This window comes from Motilimonas pumila (genome assembly GCF_003596335.1).
In the GTDB taxonomy this organism is placed as follows: Bacteria; Pseudomonadota; Gammaproteobacteria; order Enterobacterales; family CBDFNC01; genus Motilimonas; species Motilimonas pumila.
Genome location: NZ_QZCH01000002.1, coordinates 104,760 through 121,948 on the forward strand (window position 1 = coordinate 104,760; position 17,189 = coordinate 121,948).

General features: G+C 47.0%; 16 protein-coding genes. 5 read left to right on the plus strand and 11 right to left on the minus strand.

Going from position 1 to position 17,189, the window contains the following annotated elements:
* Positions 1 to 30: 30 nt before the first annotated feature.
* From D1Z90_RS03120 to D1Z90_RS03150, 7 genes are all read right to left on the minus strand, one after another.
* Positions 31 to 249 carry a hypothetical protein gene (locus tag D1Z90_RS03120; protein ID WP_119909287.1) on the minus strand — a complete coding sequence of 73 codons (219 nt, stop codon included), beginning with the start codon at positions 247 to 249 and terminating at the stop codon, positions 31 to 33.
* 171 nt (positions 250 to 420) lie between these two features.
* A complete protein-coding gene (locus tag D1Z90_RS03125; RefSeq protein ID WP_119909288.1) occupies positions 421 to 807 on the minus strand; it encodes a hypothetical protein in 387 nt (128 codons plus the stop codon).
* Between the two features lie 263 nt (positions 808 to 1,070).
* A complete protein-coding gene (locus D1Z90_RS03130) occupies positions 1,071 to 1,772 on the minus strand; it encodes a hypothetical protein (protein WP_119909289.1) in 702 nt (233 codons plus the stop codon).
* A 373-nt stretch (positions 1,773 to 2,145) separates the two neighbouring features.
* Positions 2,146 to 2,802 carry a hypothetical protein gene (locus tag D1Z90_RS03135; RefSeq protein ID WP_119909290.1) on the minus strand — a complete coding sequence of 219 codons (657 nt, stop codon included), beginning with the start codon at positions 2,800 to 2,802 and terminating at the stop codon, positions 2,146 to 2,148.
* A 319-nt stretch (positions 2,803 to 3,121) separates the two neighbouring features.
* Positions 3,122 to 3,553, minus strand: coding sequence for a PACE efflux transporter (locus D1Z90_RS03140; RefSeq protein WP_119909291.1), 432 nt, complete (start codon positions 3,551 to 3,553; stop codon positions 3,122 to 3,124).
* Between the two features lie 152 nt (positions 3,554 to 3,705).
* Positions 3,706 to 4,425 carry an oligogalacturonate-specific porin KdgM family protein gene (locus D1Z90_RS03145; protein WP_119909292.1) on the minus strand — a complete coding sequence of 240 codons (720 nt, stop codon included), beginning with the start codon at positions 4,423 to 4,425 and terminating at the stop codon, positions 3,706 to 3,708.
* Positions 4,426 to 4,623: 198 nt separating this feature from the next.
* Positions 4,624 to 5,529 (minus strand): LysR family transcriptional regulator, encoded by a 906-nt coding sequence (locus tag D1Z90_RS03150; RefSeq protein WP_119909293.1) that lies wholly within the window; start codon positions 5,527 to 5,529, stop codon positions 4,624 to 4,626.
* 118 nt (positions 5,530 to 5,647) lie between these two features.
* On the opposite strand from D1Z90_RS03150, the gene D1Z90_RS03155 reads away from it, so the two are divergent.
* Complete coding sequence (locus D1Z90_RS03155) at positions 5,648 to 6,784, plus strand: carcinine hydrolase/isopenicillin-N N-acyltransferase family protein (protein WP_119909294.1); 1,137 nt, start codon at positions 5,648 to 5,650, stop codon at positions 6,782 to 6,784.
* 95 nt (positions 6,785 to 6,879) lie between these two features.
* Complete coding sequence (locus tag D1Z90_RS03160; RefSeq protein WP_119909295.1) at positions 6,880 to 7,179, plus strand: hypothetical protein; 300 nt, start codon at positions 6,880 to 6,882, stop codon at positions 7,177 to 7,179.
* Positions 7,180 to 7,239: 60 nt separating this feature from the next.
* Here D1Z90_RS03160 and D1Z90_RS03165 read toward each other — a convergent pair whose 3' ends face one another.
* Positions 7,240 to 8,370, minus strand: coding sequence for an MFS transporter (locus D1Z90_RS03165; RefSeq protein ID WP_119909296.1), 1,131 nt, complete (start codon positions 8,368 to 8,370; stop codon positions 7,240 to 7,242).
* A 167-nt stretch (positions 8,371 to 8,537) separates the two neighbouring features.
* Positions 8,538 to 11,594: an efflux RND transporter permease subunit gene (locus D1Z90_RS03170; RefSeq protein ID WP_119909297.1), complete on the minus strand. Its 3,057-nt coding sequence runs from the start codon at positions 11,592 to 11,594 to the stop codon at positions 8,538 to 8,540.
* A gap of 373 nt (positions 11,595 to 11,967) precedes the next feature.
* On the opposite strand from D1Z90_RS03170, the gene D1Z90_RS03175 reads away from it, so the two are divergent.
* Positions 11,968 to 12,780 carry a DUF481 domain-containing protein gene (locus tag D1Z90_RS03175; protein WP_158587042.1) on the plus strand — a complete coding sequence of 271 codons (813 nt, stop codon included), beginning with the start codon at positions 11,968 to 11,970 and terminating at the stop codon, positions 12,778 to 12,780.
* A 77-nt stretch (positions 12,781 to 12,857) separates the two neighbouring features.
* Here the strand turns inward: D1Z90_RS03175 and D1Z90_RS03180 are convergent, their stop codons facing one another.
* Positions 12,858 to 13,895: a M28 family peptidase gene (locus D1Z90_RS03180; protein WP_119909299.1), complete on the minus strand. Its 1,038-nt coding sequence runs from the start codon at positions 13,893 to 13,895 to the stop codon at positions 12,858 to 12,860.
* A gap of 266 nt (positions 13,896 to 14,161) precedes the next feature.
* Between D1Z90_RS03180 and D1Z90_RS03185 the strand changes: the two genes are divergently transcribed.
* The gene (locus D1Z90_RS03185) at positions 14,162 to 14,908 is read left to right on the plus strand and encodes a hypothetical protein (protein ID WP_198419038.1); all 747 of its coding nucleotides are present in this window, start codon (positions 14,162 to 14,164) and stop codon (positions 14,906 to 14,908) included.
* A gap of 75 nt (positions 14,909 to 14,983) precedes the next feature.
* Here D1Z90_RS03185 and D1Z90_RS03190 read toward each other — a convergent pair whose 3' ends face one another.
* A complete protein-coding gene (locus D1Z90_RS03190) occupies positions 14,984 to 16,177 on the minus strand; it encodes a serine hydrolase domain-containing protein (protein ID WP_119909301.1) in 1,194 nt (397 codons plus the stop codon).
* A gap of 108 nt (positions 16,178 to 16,285) precedes the next feature.
* Here D1Z90_RS03190 and D1Z90_RS03195 point away from each other — a divergent pair, with 108 nt between their 5' ends.
* Complete coding sequence (locus D1Z90_RS03195) at positions 16,286 to 17,173, plus strand: LysR family transcriptional regulator (protein WP_119909302.1); 888 nt, start codon at positions 16,286 to 16,288, stop codon at positions 17,171 to 17,173.
* The last annotated feature ends 16 nt before the right edge of the window (positions 17,174 to 17,189 follow it).

Consider the following 17,189-nt stretch of genomic DNA (forward strand, 5'->3'; position numbering starts at 1 on the left):
GTTTAATCAAACGTTACGATGATCTAGCCGTCATATGTCGGCTCTGGTGAATACTAAACCCCTTGCGCTCAACAGTTGTAATGGGGAGCACATTTTAGGGTGACCCGCCAGCCCTTGCCATTGTTTTACGCCGTACGCCAAGGTTGCGACCAGTAATAAAGACCACCAGCCAAATGAGCTACGGTCACCGCTGCCGGTTTCAGTTGTCGCATTTTCACCCGTTGTGCTGTCGGTGCCTGGGTTTGGCACAGTGGGTTCAGTTTCTGATCTTAAGCAATCGCAATCACGCCGGGGTCTTAGACTGAACCGTTAGTCAATGCGTCGATATTATTGGGGTAATATCGGTATTGAACGCTGTTGAATCAGGCGACTCGTAAAAACATGCCACTTCAGGTGATTTAGGCAGTGCTTCGGCCATGATTAATGCCATAAGTGGTACCACACTCGCTGGCTGATATATTTGACGGCAGGCCACAGTTCTTGTTGCTGTCGGTGGTTACGAGGCTGAGATTGGTGAGGCGATGCAAGCTTTTTGTCAGCGGCAAGCAGTGCTTTTGTGACCTGTTGTTGGTGGCGAACATCATGGAAAACGAAAAGGCCCGTTGAACGGTCAATTATGCCATTAAAAACAGATGCAATCGGCGGGTTTTGCGCCTGCTGATTGTGATTATCTGCTGCGACAAACCTCCCCGCCTGCGCCATCATGTTTTTGGTGTTGACTGAGTGAATGCTGTTGCGTCCGTTAGGTGACAAAGTCGCACTGGAGTGCAATAAGCAGATTATCATCAGCAAATAGAAACTTTTCATCATGGTAGCCTCAACAGTGGGTATAGGGCTATTTTCTATTCGAAATGAATATATTGGTAATTAGTTAATATCTGAAAATCAAATAGGTTGTGGCAGAGGTAAGGGTAAACCAGGAGGAGTATTTTCAAGCGTTGGTTGTTAGGGAAATATTGCTAGCTAACAAGTATGCCGGTTACTGGTGTGTACGTTATTGCTTGCGTGAGTACTGATTAGCTCCCTTGCGATAACGCAGGAGAGCTTAAGCGATGATGGCAGGAGTGTTGTTAGAAGTAGTAGTTCGCTTGGATCCAACCCACAGTGTCTGACTTAGTTTTGTTGCCGAGTTTGTCTTTGATGGTGTCTGTGTATTCCACCTTAGCGCCCACTGAGACGTTCTCCATCAACATGTAACCGCCGCCGACTTCTACTTGGTTAATAAAGGCTTCATTTTTAATGTGGTAAGTGCTTTTAGGGTTAGCGTAAACCCAGTGTCCAGCGTCGAAGCCATACATGGCGTATACGCCTGCTTGTACCAAATTAGAACTGTCGTACTTTTTAGTGGCTTTACCGTTGTCATCAAAGCGTTTACTCTGCGTTGCACCTACGCTAAGCATAGGGAAAACCGATACGTTGTCGTTGACTTGCCATTTATAGATCACCCCACCCAGCACGGTTTGACTATTTTTATCTCCAATCACGTCTACCGAGTAGCCTAAACCGTCAGTAACATGGAAATAACGGCCACGGCCGCTTAGATCGCCGGTTTTGTTATTTGTGTTGATATCAAGTTGGAAAATGTTAGAGCCTAATCCCATCATGCCGTTAAGCTGCGTAACCTCTTCACTGGCGCTGACGCCTAAGGTAGTAAAGCTAGCCGTAGGGTCACCGTAGTTCACTTTTTCTTCTTCAGCGGCGAGCGCATTAAATGAAAGTACGGTAGCTAAAGATGCGGTTGTGATGGCTGAAAGTAGTGTTTTCTTGTTCATAATAAGTCCTCTAGGATTTTGTAGGTAAAGCGTCTGTTGCTTCGTTGACGGTATAATCTCACTGAAAATCGAATTGACTTAATTAGAAACTATTGGATTTTCGGGTAGGTTGAAAGGCGAGTGGTGACTCTAGGCCTCGAGAGGTTACCGTTGCTGCAAATCGACAAATCGAAATTGCCAGGTCATAAGGGAGCAAAGCATATTTCGGGTGTGAGGCGCGGGGATTGAAAGCGGTATGATGAACCGGAGCAGCCAGCGCTGTGCAGCGCTAGCAGGTGGTTGCAGGTAGTTGCAGGTAGTTGCAGCAGGCGATGCCGGCGCTATTGTAGACGGCACCGTTGAAGTGGCTATGTTGGCCTAGTGGGTGGCAAGTTTATTGGTAAATACCGCCGCTAATAGTGACGTCTTCACATTGCTTAGAGTGGGTGATTAATAGCTTATCGTCGTCCACGAAATAAAAATCTTGGTCGGTACAGTGTGCTAACTCGCCAAAATAAATCAGCTTACCTGTCTTCATTTCAAATAACGCCTGAATGTTTCCTTGGCTAATGGTTTGATCTTCAATCAGTGAATAATCACCGGCATATGAGACCATTGAATATTGGTTAAATTGGCTCAGTTTTTGTTGCCGGTCGAAACTTTGCACCTCTGGCATATCACGGTTAGACACCCAGGAGTTATTAAACACTCGCTCTGGCTTAGTGCCCGTAAAGTGATACTTCATATCAGCTTGATTCATCTTGCCAATATAGGTTTTATTTTGCATGACATGGGTTTGCACTTGACCTTCCCCGTCCACTTCATCGCCAAAGTCATCGTAGTTGGTGACTTTACCTAGGCGAGATATGTGATAAAACCTGTCGGCTTCCCAATACGCTTTATACAAGCCAGCCGTGGGGATAGAAATCGCCGGTGGTGAGACACCATTCGTGGGGGCCTTATTACCTCTTAAGTCTTTCCCTTTATCGTCGCAAGCGGTCAGAAAAAGGGTAGTTGTAATCAGTAAGCATACTTTGCTGAGAGTTTTCATGGTAGCGCTCCAATTGAGTAAGGATGTGCTATTAATTTCCCATGAAAAGTGGAATTAATTTAATGGGTAGCTATCTGATATTCAGATACTTCAAGCCTGTTGCTTTTGCCGCTGCAATGGTACTGATTCTGCGTGCGTGCCATGTAGGTGATGAAGACTCATTATGGGGCAGAATATATCACGTCAACATTATGCGCTAAGGGACTCAAGCCATTATCAATAGGGGCTGCTGAGGGGCGTGATATAGAATCAAGCGTGGGAGTGTGTATCGTAAGGCCGCCGATGTTATCGGTAATTTTCGGCCTTACGAAAGGATCATTTACGCGGCGTTATTGGCTGCTGCTGGTAGCGGGAAAATGCGGTCATAAGCCCAGCTAAAGCCGTAAGCGTAAAATAAAAAGAAGGTAATAATACCTAAGTCGATTAAGAACGCTTGCAGCCAAGTCACCTCTAGCACTAAGGCAATAATAGGTACGGTAATGATAATTAAACCTGCCTCAAAGCCGAGCGCATAGCAAACACGTTGCATCGCTGTTTTATTGGTATGGCCTTGTTGCTTGGTTAAATAACGGTCAAAGCCGTACGAAAGCAGAGCGTTCCAAAAGGTGGCTAATAGCGACATTATGATAGCGGTGATGCCGAAGCTTGAAACGGGCATGTCTGTGAATAACCAGGCCGCAGTCATGATAATGCCTAAGCCAATTAATTCGAAAGATACCGCGTAGCGGGTGCGATCCCAAAATGTTCTCATGTTATACCTCTCAACTCGTGTGTGCTGTGTTGTTGTTGATAGGAATTATGCAACGACAAATAAGATAGTTTAAGTTGGTAAGTATTCGATATTCGAATGTATAGTATGGCGATTGTCGAAGCCCTGCTTCCGTACAGGGCTCGAAGGTACTATTAGAACCGGTAGTTAACGCCTAGCTCCATTTTATAGTTGCGCTTATTACTCACAGGATCGCCTTGGTGATTGATGCCGGAATATTTATCCAGGTCACCCACTTCGATAAATGGCATCCAATTTCCCATGCGATAGCCGGCTTTGAGCTTAGCTTCATAGGTGTCACGTTTGCCATTATTAAATTGAAAACTCTTGTTGGCTTGGTTCATCGCAGTGTAAGTGGCATCGACTAGCCATTTATCATTTTTGTAGCCAGCGGAAAGGTCGGCGCGGTGAATTTCGCTCGATTTGCCGTTAAGGCTGCTGTTTTTATCGCTAATTTTTTTGTCTTCATAACGATAGCGGCCTTCCGTATAAAAACCGGAATCAAAGTGATAGCCTGCCGATAGATATGGACGAATGGCTGTGCCGTCATTTTCAACGTTAATGTTCATGCCGGGTTTAACAAACCATTTATCGCCAATTTGGTAATACCCGTCGAGTTCAAAGTTGTTGGTGGTGGGTTCTTTAAATAGTTTTCCGTCGCCATGTAAGATACCAACTTCAGCAGAGGCGCCAAAGCCACTGTCCCATTGATGGCCGGCTTTGAGCTTAGTGACGTTAGATTTTGCTTGGCTTTGGTATTCGTGTTTTAGTTCAATATCGGCTGCTTGAGTGGCGAAGCCCAAACTACATAATGCCGAAAGTAAGGCGGTTTGAACTAAGGTTTTATTTTTCATCGTGTCTTATCCGAATTATTAAAAAAGTCTTCGTCCTAGAAGCGAGTGAATGTCCTGGCCGCAATTGAAACATTCACAACGGGTGATGCATAACTAGGTTGTATTGAAGAATCGGATAGAAGTGGCGGCGATGACTGTTGTAATCAACTACGGCCGCTGATTGGGTAGGGGGCGTTTCGTTGTTACCCCTACCCTTGTTTATGCTTGATAACCAAACCATGCCTGTAGTGATTGGATGAGCTGTTCGATCACGTCCGGGTAGGGGTAATCCAAGCGGTAATAGAGCATTAACTGAATGCTTTGGTCGACTTCCCTGTGGTGTAAGTTTAACGCAACCACCTCACCTGATTTGATTGCGTCGTGAGCCACGTATTCCGGTAACAGAGCAACGCCTAGATTTTGTTTTACCAGAGCCACCACTGTGTTTAAGTCGCCACACTCAATCATTTCTAAGCTATTAAATAATGCTGCTTGATACTTTTCTGTTTGTTCATAAGGAGAAGACCAGATCCCCGTTTGCCCCAGTAGCATATCTGTTGTTACTTGCTCAGCTTGGCGCAGTGGATTATCAGAGTGGGCAATCAGTACTACGTTTTCATCGCCGACCAAGGTGCCACCCACATTGGGGTAAAGGGAATCACTGACAATACCCAATGCAAAATCAACGTCCTGGTTATCGAGTGCCAGTTGCACATGGGTTAAATCTACGTTGCGTAGCGCAACATGCACCTGCGGATATGCGGTTTTAAGGTCTTGAATGACTTCTGCTACCCCATCGGTTGCAACTAACTCACTAAAGCTCATGGTCAGGGTTAGAGGGGCATCATCGTGATACATCGACATCGCCAAGTGTTCAAATTTGGTTAAGTAATCAATGGCAATTTTGGCTTTAGGTAGTAGTAACTCGCCTTTTGGGCTGAGTACGACCACTAGGCCATTACTCTGCCTGTCAAACAGTAAGTACCCCAAGCTGTCTTCTAACTCGTTAATCCAGCGGCTCACGGTGGAGGAAGACTTACCCAGGCGCTTCGCCGCTTTATTAAAGGTGCCGGTTTCTGCAGCTGCAACAAAACATTCTAAGTAATGACTATTTAACCCCAGCATTTGATTCCCTCATAACTACCATCCCATATATGGGTTATTTCGAACCATAACTATAGCTTATTTGGTGTGATGATACCTCTCGAACCATTAATCAACATTGCTTAAAGAGGATATCAAGATGAAAAAGTCACTACTAACTATCGCAACGCTTGCCGCGCTGACCTTCAACGTAAATGCCGCTAATGTCGCCGGAGATGTATTGGATTATTACCAGCCAAGCCGTGCTGCGGTTCAAAATGGCGCCGTGGTGGCCGACCTTACGGGCCAAGGCGCAGAAGCCATTGCGCAACATTTAGCGGCGATGCCCCGTGCAAGCGCCGAAGCTGATGTTATCGCGATTGCTAAGCGTGCCGTTGAAAATAATCGTAAAGTGGCGCCCGAATATGTAGCAATCATGGAGCGCCAAGCAGAGATTAAAGGCGTGCCAGTGCACATGCTGTTTGCTGCTATTGCTCAACCCGATTGGGATATCAACAAGAACTTTGTGAATGCCAAAGACACCGCTGCCTTGCAACAGGCCGCTGAGTCGATGAGTGGTTGTACCACGTTGGCATTTGCCGAAACCGGTATTGTTGGCCTCAATAACGACATGGGGATCGACTTTTTACAACAAGGCGATACTACCGTGGTGAAAACGGACAATACGATATTCCTTGCCACCGACGGCGGTCACTTCCAAGGCATGGGGAAACACACTGCCGCGGTACTCAATTTCATGGGAGACCCAAGCGCGCCTGCAGCCACGGTAGATACTGAAAATGTCATCACCACTGACGCGGCATTTGCGGCTATTACTTCTTCTGCCAGCGTGGAAGAAGCGTTTCAAAAGCTGCAAGGCTACACCACTCATGTGGCGCTGAATTTTACGGTGGCGGATGACTCGGGTGATCACGGCGCCATTGAAATGACCACCACAGGCACTCGCCTAGTGCGCGGTGAAGCAGGAATTGCCCACACAAACCATAACGCAGAAATGCGAGCGAAATATTTATCGCATACGCCCCTGCTAGAAGCCAACGGACAGTTTGCCGATACGTTTGCTAGGGAAGACGCGGGCAATATGTTTCTAAGTTATGCCAAAGAGCGTGATGTCGGTGGCATGAAATATATCCTGCAACAAAAGCCTATCAACATCACCAAATACGACTCGGACTTTGTCACTGTAGAGTCGGTCATTTTCGACACGATCAATGGCTGCGCTTACGTATCAGGCGACAACCCACGCTTCTCAGAGTACACCCAAGTGTGCTTCTAAACCTAGCTTCAGGTGCGCAGTTTAGGGTCACAAGCGGCCCTAAACTGCGCACCTGAGCCCCATTTAACTATTCAATAGATAACAAAAGTGAGGATATGATGAAAAATGTCGCAGTAATTATAGCCACATTGATGGCCAGCTCAGCATTTGCAGGTAGCTATTGCCCAACTGGGCAGGTGCTAACAGAAGATGGCTGTAAGCGATTGATTCAACAGCAAGAGATGGGCAGCATTGTTTCGCAAAGAGACCCAAGACTCAAAGACCCTCGTTGCTTTGATGATGGCATGTTTGATCCTTATGAGGACGATTGTGTTCGTGCATATCCCGGTCTTGCCCATAAGAATGCGCCAAGGCAGTACTTTGATGACGACAGGTTCGAGCTTTGGGATGACTAATTGTTGCACCAGAGGCCCCTCGCTTGCAACATGGTGAAACGCAAAGCTAGGGCTACTCGGTTACCCTTTTGCCACCTCATCAGATGATGCTTCTGGGCCATTAATTAACGGGTAAATCAACAGTAAACTGATACCAAGAAACACTGTCAGCTCAAGCAGCACCCAACTGCGAAAGACCACCGAAGGACCAACTGCGGCGCCGACGGTTTGCGCCGCCACTACAAAACGCATCGCACCACCATTTATATCTGCTTGTGCAACCGCCCCCATCAACAGAGGTAAAATGAAATTCCACAGCAACATAAAGCTGGCCACCGCAATGACATAGAGCGCTTGTTGTGGACTGTTAAACAACACAAATAAGCTCAACCCTTGCAGTAACATTCCCACTAAAATCCAGCGGCGGCGATGGCTTTCTTGTTGGCTCAGGATGGCTGACAAAACTGCCCCGAGTAAACTAAAAACGGTGCCAGCGGCCAGAATATTCCCTTGTTGCTGCAGATCAAACTGGTGGCTGGTGGCGAGAATACCCAGCATAGACCAAGCGGCAGAGTGCGCCATCATAAACATAAAAATGGCGAGTATTCCGCCTAACAATAAGCGGTAATTGATAACGACAGGCGCTTGTACTTGGTAAGTTGTTGCAACCGACGGTTGGCGTTTAAGTAGGATTAGCAAGCCTGACAAGAGGGCCAAGGCAAAGTAAAAAGCTTTAATGCCTAACGCGTTAATTAATGATGGCATCAATACAAACATGATAGCGCTAAACGCCATTTGGGTGGCAATGCCTTTGGCGAAAGCAGCGTCGGGGTTTTGAGTGTGAGCCATGGCTTCTATCGCTCGGACCAGCAAAATACCTGCACTGATCCCCGCGCCAATGCGCAGCACTAAAAACCACTCCAGTGAAGGGCAGTAAACGCTACCTAAATGGCAGGTTGTGAGCAGCATAATGGCAATGTTTTCTTTCAAAGTAAACTTCGCCTTACTGGCTAAAAAGCACAATAGGGGGGCTAACGCAAAGCCCAAAAGCTCAATGGTCGCAAGGTAGGTCAGTTGTGGAATAGGCGTGTCGAACTGACGAGATAAGGTATCTAAGTAACTGGGCATCAACAAAAAGATACTTGATGCTATGGTCATTTTGATGGCAGCGGGCAGCCAGTCTAGTGGGGTGTTGTCGGTGCCTGTTTTCAAACGTCTTACCTCATCCTAAGTATTATTGACCTTAGTCGTCCTGCATTAATGGCTGACTATCAAACAATCTTACGATAAATATGGGCTTTTGTCTGAGTGGGCTGACGCAGAAAAATGCCCGTGCCTGAATGGGCGCGAGCATATTGAGCCGACACACCTAGGTATCGTTAAGGTTTACCTTTGAACTTTTCTCGCAAAGATTGAATCACAATAAAAAACACGGCTGAAAAGATAATGCCAAAAGCGGTCGCAGACGCAATGCCACCAAAGCTGGCAAAGCCAATGGCATTTTGTCCACCATGGCCAATGCCGTCAGCAAACATCAGTGGTAATACACCTACCGCAAAGCTCAATGCCGTCATCATAACTGCGCGGGTTCTTAATCTAACTGCTTCCACTGCGGCTTTGGCTATGCTTAAGCTTTGGTTTTCCCTGAGGTCTTTAGCAAACTCGACGATCAAAATGGCGTTACGTACTGTCATACCCACCAATAAAATGGCAGCGATTTGGGTCAGTAGGTTAACGTCACCACCGAGCTGATTAACACCGGCGATAATACCAATTAACGAACAAGGCACAGTCAGCATGATGATGGTTGGAATAGACCAGCTTTCATATTGCGCTACGAGCACCAAAAAGGTGATTAACAACGCCATGCCAAAGGCATATAGCGCGGCGTTACCGGTTTCAATTTCTTGCTTAGAAATCCCAGTGTATTCAATGCTAAAACCTTCAGGTAAAGCAACTGAGTTGATAGCTTTCATGGCTTCTCCCGTGCTAACGCTTGGGATCACCGTGACCGCCACAGCTTGCTGCGCGTTGTGACGCGTTATAAAGGTAGGGCTGAGCTTTTGTTCGACGCTGAATAGCTTTGACAAAGGCACCGTCACTCCCGTTTTATAAGCCACTTGTAATTGGCCGAGCTTTTCAACGTCTTCGTTAAAGTGTTTGTCGTTTTGGATCATCACGCGATAGTTACGGCCAAGCATGTTGAAAGTATTGACGTACATGCCACCCGTGTATGATTGCAAGGCATCAATCGCGTGGTCAATATTGAGGCCATGCTGTTTGATCTTAAGGCGGTCAAGCTTCAGCTCAATGCTGGGTTTATTAACTTGGTATTGGGTCGAGGCGTAATCCACTTGTTCAGCTTGGCTGACATCGGCAATAAATAGCTCAACCACTTTGCCCATCTCGATAGCTGAGACGTTGTTGTGATCCTTAATGACGAACTCGACGCCGTCTACCAAGCCTAAATCAGGGATGGCGGGTGGCGTAAAAGCAAAGCCATTGAGTCCTTCATATTCACTTATCAGCGTGCTCACTTGTTCAGCGATTTCCACATCAGACAAGCTGCGTTCGTCCATTCGGCTCAACGCTAACACCATCATCATAGAGTTCATTTCTGGCGCGCTGGTGATTAAGTTCAAACCCGCGCCAGACACCACACCTTTAACGCCTTCGATGGCTTTTAATTGCTCAACGAGATCAGCGGTGACTTGGTCGGTTTGTTGCAGCGCGGTGCCCGCGTCAAAGCTGGCTGCCACAAACACTGTGCTGGTGTCTTCGTTAGGAATTAAGCCGTGAGGAAGTTCGCTGCCAAGATCATAGGTGTAGTAATTCATGGCGACGAACAGCGCAACAAATATGAGGGGAATACGCACGGCAGCACGCACCATCCAAGTTAAGCCATTCACCCCAGCGTTAATGTTCATTTCGAGCACTCTGGCAATCAAGCCTTTACGTTCACGCTTGATCATCAGGCTAGCCATGGCCGGCGTTAACGTCAGCGCTACCAAGGTAGACACCACAACAGAAGCACTTAAGACAATACCAAACTCGCTGTAGATAATGCCGGTCATGCCGCTCAGAAATAAAGTGGGTGCAAACACCGAAAGCAATACTAAAGCAGACGCAATGACTGGCGTTATCACCTGCTGGCTGCCCAGTTCTACCGCTTGTTCTACGCTACAATCGGGTTGCTCATGCAAGATACGTTCGATGTTTTCGACCACTATAATGGCGGCATCGACCACTATGCCAATGGCCAGCACTAAACCAAACATAGAAACAATATTAATGTTGATGTTGCACGCTTGCATAATGCTAAAGGTGCCAATCAAAGACACTGGAATAGCTGCCACGGTTATTAGCGTTGTGCGCCAGCTTTGCATAAATACCAAGGTGACCAAAGACACAATCAGTACCGCCAATACCAAGGTTTCAATCACATTGTCGATGGCCGCGCCAATGAATTCGGTGGTATCGTAAATCACAGGAATCTCAATGCTTCCTGGCGCTTGAATGTTTGCCAAAACTTGCTTAACGCCTTCGCCTACTTCCATCGCGTTGGCATCGGGTGAGCGATAAATAAAGATAATGGCGCCGTCTTGGTTTTGCATATACGCGTTGGCGATGTAGGTTTCAGCCCCTAGCTCTACGCGGGCAACGTCTTTTAGGCGTACCACTTGGCTATTGAAATCGGCCCGCACTATGATGTTTTCAAATTCTTCTGCGGTGTCTAAGCCGCCTTTTACCGATAAGGTATATTCGCTGAGCTCGCCAATAATGCGACCGGCAGAGGCAATGCGATTTTGCTCTAATATCGCGTCTTGAATATCCGTGATATTGAGGCGGTATTTAGCCAGTTTTATCGGGTCGGTCCACACGCGCATGGCGTATTTTTTCTCGCCCAATACGTCCACTTTTGAAACGCCCGCGACGCGCTGCAGCGACTCTTTGAGCGGCCCGCCCGCAAAGCCACTGATGGCAATGTCAGATTCTTCACCTGTGGGGTCATACACGGCCATGCCCATGATCATACCGCTGGTAATTTTCTCAACGGTTACGCCGTTACGAACCACTCCCGGTGGTAATTCAGGTAAGGCTGTGTTGACGCGGTTTTGCACTAAGGTCACGGCTTTGTCTGGATCAACGCCCAAGTCAAAGGTGACTTCTAGCGAGTATGAACCATCACTGTTAGACGTAGATTTCATGTATTGCATGCCATCCACGCCGTTGACGCGCTGCTCTATGGTTGGGGCGATAACCTTGCTGACAATCGACGCATCGGCGCCGTCCATCACCGCATACACTTCCACGGTGGGAGGGGCAACATCTGGGTAACGGCCTATGGGTAACCCCTGTGCTGATAAAGCGCCGATTAAGGTGATCAAAATGGCAATCACCACGGCAAATTTAGGGTGGGTAATAAAAAACTTCATAGCGGCGGATCCTTGTGGTTGATAAACGGGCGCTTTCGCTGTTATTGAGTGGCGGAGCACCTTACTAACAATCAACCAGAGGCGCGGGGCGGCCATTGATAGTGCAAACAAACGAGGCGGTAGCCTTAAGATATGCCGCATTTACGTATCTTAATAACTGATAACTATTCGATATTGAGATAGGTGATACACGACCTTCGCGCCCGCGAAACCGCAAGTGTCAGGCCTGAAATGCTTCTATGTATTCGATTTTGAGATGGTTTCTGGTTTAACCTTTTCGCTTTTTAAATCTAATTTAGCCTTATCTTTTCCAATTCAAGTGGCAACGTTGTCAGACAGTGACGAGGCGAGCCAATGCGACAAGGGGCAAACAATGCACAAGCGATATTTAAGCCTAGCCATAGCAATTTTGGTTTCGGGACATATTCAAGCGGGTGATTTTGCAGTGACTGTGGGCGCGTTGCACAATACCGCAGACACCAATATTTCCATGGGTGTGCCTGCGCTGGGCGCTCAATTAAAGCTCGACGGTGAAAGCGATCTCGATTTAGCCAAAAAGCGTTATTCACCCTACGTTAAATTGGAATACCAAATAGACAATAAGCACAGTGTGTTTCTTGATTGGCATGCTTTGCACCGCCGGACTCAAGCGCAATTCAGTAGTGCGCCAGTCAATGTATTAGACCGCCAGGTGGAAGTGGGAGTGAACGTCGACTTGGCCTTAGACATCGATATTGCGCGCGTGGGTTATGCCTATACCTTTTTAACCACAGACAAACTGCGCCTTGACGCGATGGCCGGATTACACGTTATGACGATAAAAAGCCAAGGTGGCATTGATGCCAGAGTGGCAGTGGATGGCCAAGAAAGCGTGAGTGTGGCCGGTAAAGCGAAAAAAAACAATACCATGCCGCTACCTAATGTAGGCGTGCGTGCTAGCTATCAGCTCACGCCAAAGCTTGCGGTAAAGTCGCACTTACAAGCCTTTATGGTGTCAACGCGTTTGTACGATGGCCACTTGTTGGACTTTAACCTTGGTGCGCAATACCAAGTCACCGATGCTCTGTCTGTGAATGCCGCCTATAATCATTACGGCATTTCGGTAGATTATGGTGACAGCCTGTTGGACGCTAACATCAAGATGTCATTCAGTGGCCCCATGCTGTCGTTGCAATACGGCTTTTAGTCCCCCGAACGGGCTTAACCGAGCCATTATATGGCTCGGTTACACGCTAGGTTTACCTTGTATGCCTGTGGTTAGGGTTAAAGAGCAAAGTTGAGGGTGCCGTAGAATGCCCCGCGGACGACTTGCGCCATGCGCTCATAGTCTAGGCTGGCGGCATTATCTCCCACTTTATGGTAATTGGGATTTCGGTAAAATGAGGTATCTGTCACCATGATGCCCGGGTAGTTAAAGCGCCAAAAACTGGCGTGATCTGATCTGTCTATGCCGTCTACAAAACTGGGTGCAGCCAATGAGCGCACCCGAATGTCAGCTTCAGACATAAAAGTTTTGAAGCGGCCACGAATCGGACTATTTGCCACGTCACTGACCACTACCACAAAGTTGGCGGTAGTGGGATATACCTGCTTCATGTCTTCATAAGGATATTGTTGTGAGTTTGGCTGATCAGAGAAATAACCTATCATCTCAAGTGATACCATAGCTTCCACAATCGTATTAGCTTGTCGCAACGATTTAGCATGAATGTAACTGCCCATTTCTTTGCGATTGATTGGCATGTGTTCTTCAAGTGTGTAAGCCACAAAATCGACGCGCTTACGCAGGCGCTTTTCATATGGTTTTAGCAACTTGGCTATTTCTAGCATGCCTGCGACACCACTAGCATTGTCATCCGCACCGGGTTGCGAACCATAAGCGTCATAATGGGCACCAATAATAATTCGCGGTGCATCCATTGGGCCAATACTGGCGATAACATTTGCGACGGTTTTGCCTTCAACCTTATATTGTTGAAGTTCAGGTCGGTAACCTAATTGGCGGAATTCATCAGAAACATAACTCTTAGCTTGTTGTAACCCTTGGTAATATTGTAAATCACGAGGGCCTATCTCTATTGTAAGCTGGTTTACTACTGCCTTTAGGTAATCGATATCTATGTTTACATCTGGGAATTCATTGGCGGCGCTGGCTAAGGCTTGCAAGACTTCTTTGGACTCTTCTTGCTGAATATTTTCATCCTTATACACCTCAAAGCGAGTTGACTCACAACCCAATAAGAATGAACTGCCAATCAGCGTGATGGTGATTGGCCAATGGTATTTTTTTGTGAAGAGCACTTTTATCCTTAAAAGAAAACACAAGGTATTGAATGATAAGGCTACCGCATTAAAGTTGAGCTAACAATTCTAATTCATAAGGCTGCAAAATATGTCCCGTATGCCGACAAGTACGACGTGATTAACTACTAGCGCAAGGCGTTGGCTGAACATGCATACCAAATTTTAATGTATTGCATATCCTTCCCATCATGTATTTCGTGACCTGCGAAACATATTGTTGCCTCAACAAGTTATTAAATATTTAACAAATCCTGAGGACACCAATGAAATCATCACTGCTCGTATTATCCATCACAACGTTATTGTCTGCTCCTGCGTTTGCCCATGGCAATGTTGATGTATCTAAAGGCTCACAAATAGAAGTCTTTATGGCAAACGAAAAGCATCACGACCACCACAGCGATGGTGACGACAAAGCCTATGGCTTTGAAGCCGTATTTATGAATGAGCAAGGCTATTTTATTTATGCTGAAGGTGAGACGGGGGCCCATCAGTTCTACCAATTGGGTGGTGGTAAGTACTTTAATGTCAATGAAAAGCTTGGCGCCTTTGTTTACGGCGCGTATGCACAAGGCGGCTACCTTGACAGTAATGAGCTGCGCGCAAGAGTTGGCCTAGATTATCAAGCCAACCATCACCTCGCGTTACATGCCAGACTTGGGTTAGATTATGGCAACAGTAAAGTGCAATTAGACGGCGACCATGACCACGATCATGCTTATCATAGCCATGACAATCAATCGTATAAAAGCCAAGTAGGTCGTGCCGATATAGGTTTTAGTTATGACATTGGTCACGTGGCGGAGTTCGCATACAACTACGTAATACAACAGCAGTTTGAGTCGAATCTGGTGCAAGACAATGACACCAATCTGCATTACGAAGCGCGCCTGACTTACACTGATTCAACTTTAAAACCTTATGTTGAATACCGGCAAACGAACAAAGCGTTTGACGAGCATCATTTTGAAGAAAGTGCGGTGCAATTTGGCATTGGTTTTAACTTTTAAGCCTTTATTACGTGCGGGCGTTTGACAATAAAAAAGGGCTGCAATGCAGCCCTTTGTGGTTGATGTGTGACGCCATTATTTTTGTTTTGCGCGTTGGTCTTTCACGATATCAATGGCGGCGGTATATAGCTTCACAAAGTGGTCGTAAGGTGCGGCTAGCTCGCTGCCCACGCGGCTGTTAATCGCCACCACTGTGCCTGACTCTGGGTCTGCCCAAAGTAGCTGGCCACCCCAGCCACTGTGGCCTACGCCGTATTGGTTCATGATGGCTGATTTGTAGTAACGGCCTTCTACAGCAGTGAGCTCTGCAGGGACGACTTCGCCTTGTTGCTGAGCATCTTTAATGTCTTGTTTGGTCACTTCCGCATCGCTAATCAATAGGCGACCGTAACGGGCAAAGTCAATGGTTGATGACATCATCGACGCGCCAATCACAGGGGTTCCAGCAAAGTCAGTACCCATGTAGACGGTGTTTTCACCGCCAATGTCGTGCATTAGCTCGCGCACTTGCTGTTCCAGTGGCACATTGGTGGCAGCTTCTAAAATAAGCCCTAACACGCTGGTATTGATGGTGGCGTAGTTAGCAATTTCACCATCCCACTCGTTAGTTTCACCGGCGGCTTTAATGGTGGGAATAAACTCTCGTAGCGTTTCGCGGCTGTCGTTACGTTGCAGGCCTATCACGCGCTCGTCATGGTCAAACATGGCAAGGGCGTCTTTGTCACCTTTATAAGCCGCGAGCTCTGCTACATTGTGGTTGACCGCCATGGCAGCGACGTCGCCAACGGTGCGGCCTTTAAAGCCACTGCCAATGTCGCCTATGTATTGCTCTACTTTGTCATCTAAGCTCACGCTGCCCGTTTTTAAAGCGCGATTAAGTAGCACGTAACCAATTGACTTAGTTGATGATTGGTCAGAGAACGTGGTGTTGCGGTTAGCATCACGGTAGTGTTCAAGTAGGACGTCACCATCACGGTTCATAATAACTACAGAGCCTACCGCAGGGTGATTCATAATGCGCGCTACCGAAGGTATTTCGTGTAGGTCGTAATCACGCTTTTGGTGGTCTACTTTGAATACATCCTGAGCATTTACCGCCATCACATTTGGCGTGATGGTATTGAGCTGGCTTAAACCTTGCGCGCGCTGTTGCTGCCAAGTATCAATGTTCAGTGGCACTTGATTTGATGGTGTGCTGTCAGCGTGAGCCATGCCTAAGGTGGCGGTTAAAGAAAGTGCGATAACAAGGGCTTTAATCGTGGTTTTCATAATGTGTTCCTCTTAATGATGTTAGGTTTTTGTTGAAAGCAAAGTTATTATCTATAATTATTTAAATACTGGTTAATAGGTTTCCTATGGAAAATATAGAGGGTTGGCATGGTTAAACCGGACTTACTGAAGTGCTTTATCGCGGCGGCGGATACGGGATCATTCAGCGCGGCGGGGCGTTTGTTGGGTAAGCACCTAGCCACAGTGAGCGGCAATATTGCTCGGTTAGAAGACGAGTTGGGGCTGCTGCTGTTTGACCGCGAAGGTAAATACCCACAGCTGACAGATGCGGGCATCAATCTCTATGATAGCGCTAAGGTCATTGTCGACAGCGTTGAGCGCTTCACCTTGAGTGCTAACCAATTGTCTGCGGGGGTGCCTGCTAAGTTGACTGTGGCGATAGACGAAGACTTAGGCATCGCTGCTTTTGCGAGTGTGTTTCAAGCTTGCCAGCAACAGTGGCCGCATCTGCGCATGACGTTATTATTACAAAGCTCGCAACACATTTTTGAGCAGGTAAAGGCGCAACAAGTTGATTTGGCCATCACGCCGAGCCTTGAGGGCAATAGCCAATTTTATGATTTCAAAGCCGTGGGCCACTGCGACGTCAATATTGTTTGCAGTCAACGCCATCCATTGGCCCGAAAGCGGCAAGTGAGCAATGATGATCTGATGGCGTACACCCAAGTCGTCAGCCAAAGTATTCGCCAAAATGAAAGCTTATATCAAGCCGTAAAAATGTCGCCGGCAATGTGGTTTTGTAATGGCTTTCAGGCCATGGTGCAACTATTACAAGCACAGGTGGGGTGGAGCTTTTTGTGCGCCCCTAGAGACGCGCTACCACAAGGATTAGTGTGTTTGTCACCCGAGTTTGTGCACACTCAAATGCAATTGCAGTACGATGTGATTTGGCAAAAAAACCAACCTTTAAGCGAAGTACATCAATTTATTTTAGACAATGTTAAATCGGCATTTGCCAAGCAGGTATTGAATTAACCTGGCTTGGCATACG

Bases quoted from the DNA above. Each gene is read 5' to 3' on its own strand.
- D1Z90_RS03125 (WP_119909288.1), bottom strand. From the start codon at position 807: ATGAAAAGTTTCTATTTGCTGATGATAATCTGCTTATTGCACTCCAGT.
- D1Z90_RS03130 (WP_119909289.1), bottom strand. From the start codon at position 1,772: ATGAACAAGAAAACACTACTTTCAGCCATCACAACCGCATCTTTAGCT.
- D1Z90_RS03135 (WP_119909290.1), bottom strand. From the start codon at position 2,802: ATGAAAACTCTCAGCAAAGTATGCTTACTGATTACAACTACCCTTTTT.
- D1Z90_RS03140 (WP_119909291.1), bottom strand. From the start codon at position 3,553: ATGAGAACATTTTGGGATCGCACCCGCTACGCGGTATCTTTCGAATTA.
- D1Z90_RS03145 (WP_119909292.1), bottom strand. From the start codon at position 4,425: ATGAAAAATAAAACCTTAGTTCAAACCGCCTTACTTTCGGCATTATGT.
- D1Z90_RS03150 (WP_119909293.1), bottom strand. From the start codon at position 5,529: ATGCTGGGGTTAAATAGTCATTACTTAGAATGTTTTGTTGCAGCTGCA.
- D1Z90_RS03155 (WP_119909294.1), top strand. From the start codon at position 5,648: ATGAAAAAGTCACTACTAACTATCGCAACGCTTGCCGCGCTGACCTTC.
- D1Z90_RS03160 (WP_119909295.1), top strand. From the start codon at position 6,880: ATGATGAAAAATGTCGCAGTAATTATAGCCACATTGATGGCCAGCTCA.
- D1Z90_RS03170 (WP_119909297.1), bottom strand. From the start codon at position 11,594: ATGAAGTTTTTTATTACCCACCCTAAATTTGCCGTGGTGATTGCCATT.
- D1Z90_RS03175 (WP_158587042.1), top strand. From the start codon at position 11,968: ATGCACAAGCGATATTTAAGCCTAGCCATAGCAATTTTGGTTTCGGGA.
- D1Z90_RS03185 (WP_198419038.1), top strand. From the start codon at position 14,162: ATGAAATCATCACTGCTCGTATTATCCATCACAACGTTATTGTCTGCT.
- D1Z90_RS03190 (WP_119909301.1), bottom strand. From the start codon at position 16,177: ATGAAAACCACGATTAAAGCCCTTGTTATCGCACTTTCTTTAACCGCC.
- D1Z90_RS03195 (WP_119909302.1), top strand. From the start codon at position 16,286: ATGGTTAAACCGGACTTACTGAAGTGCTTTATCGCGGCGGCGGATACG.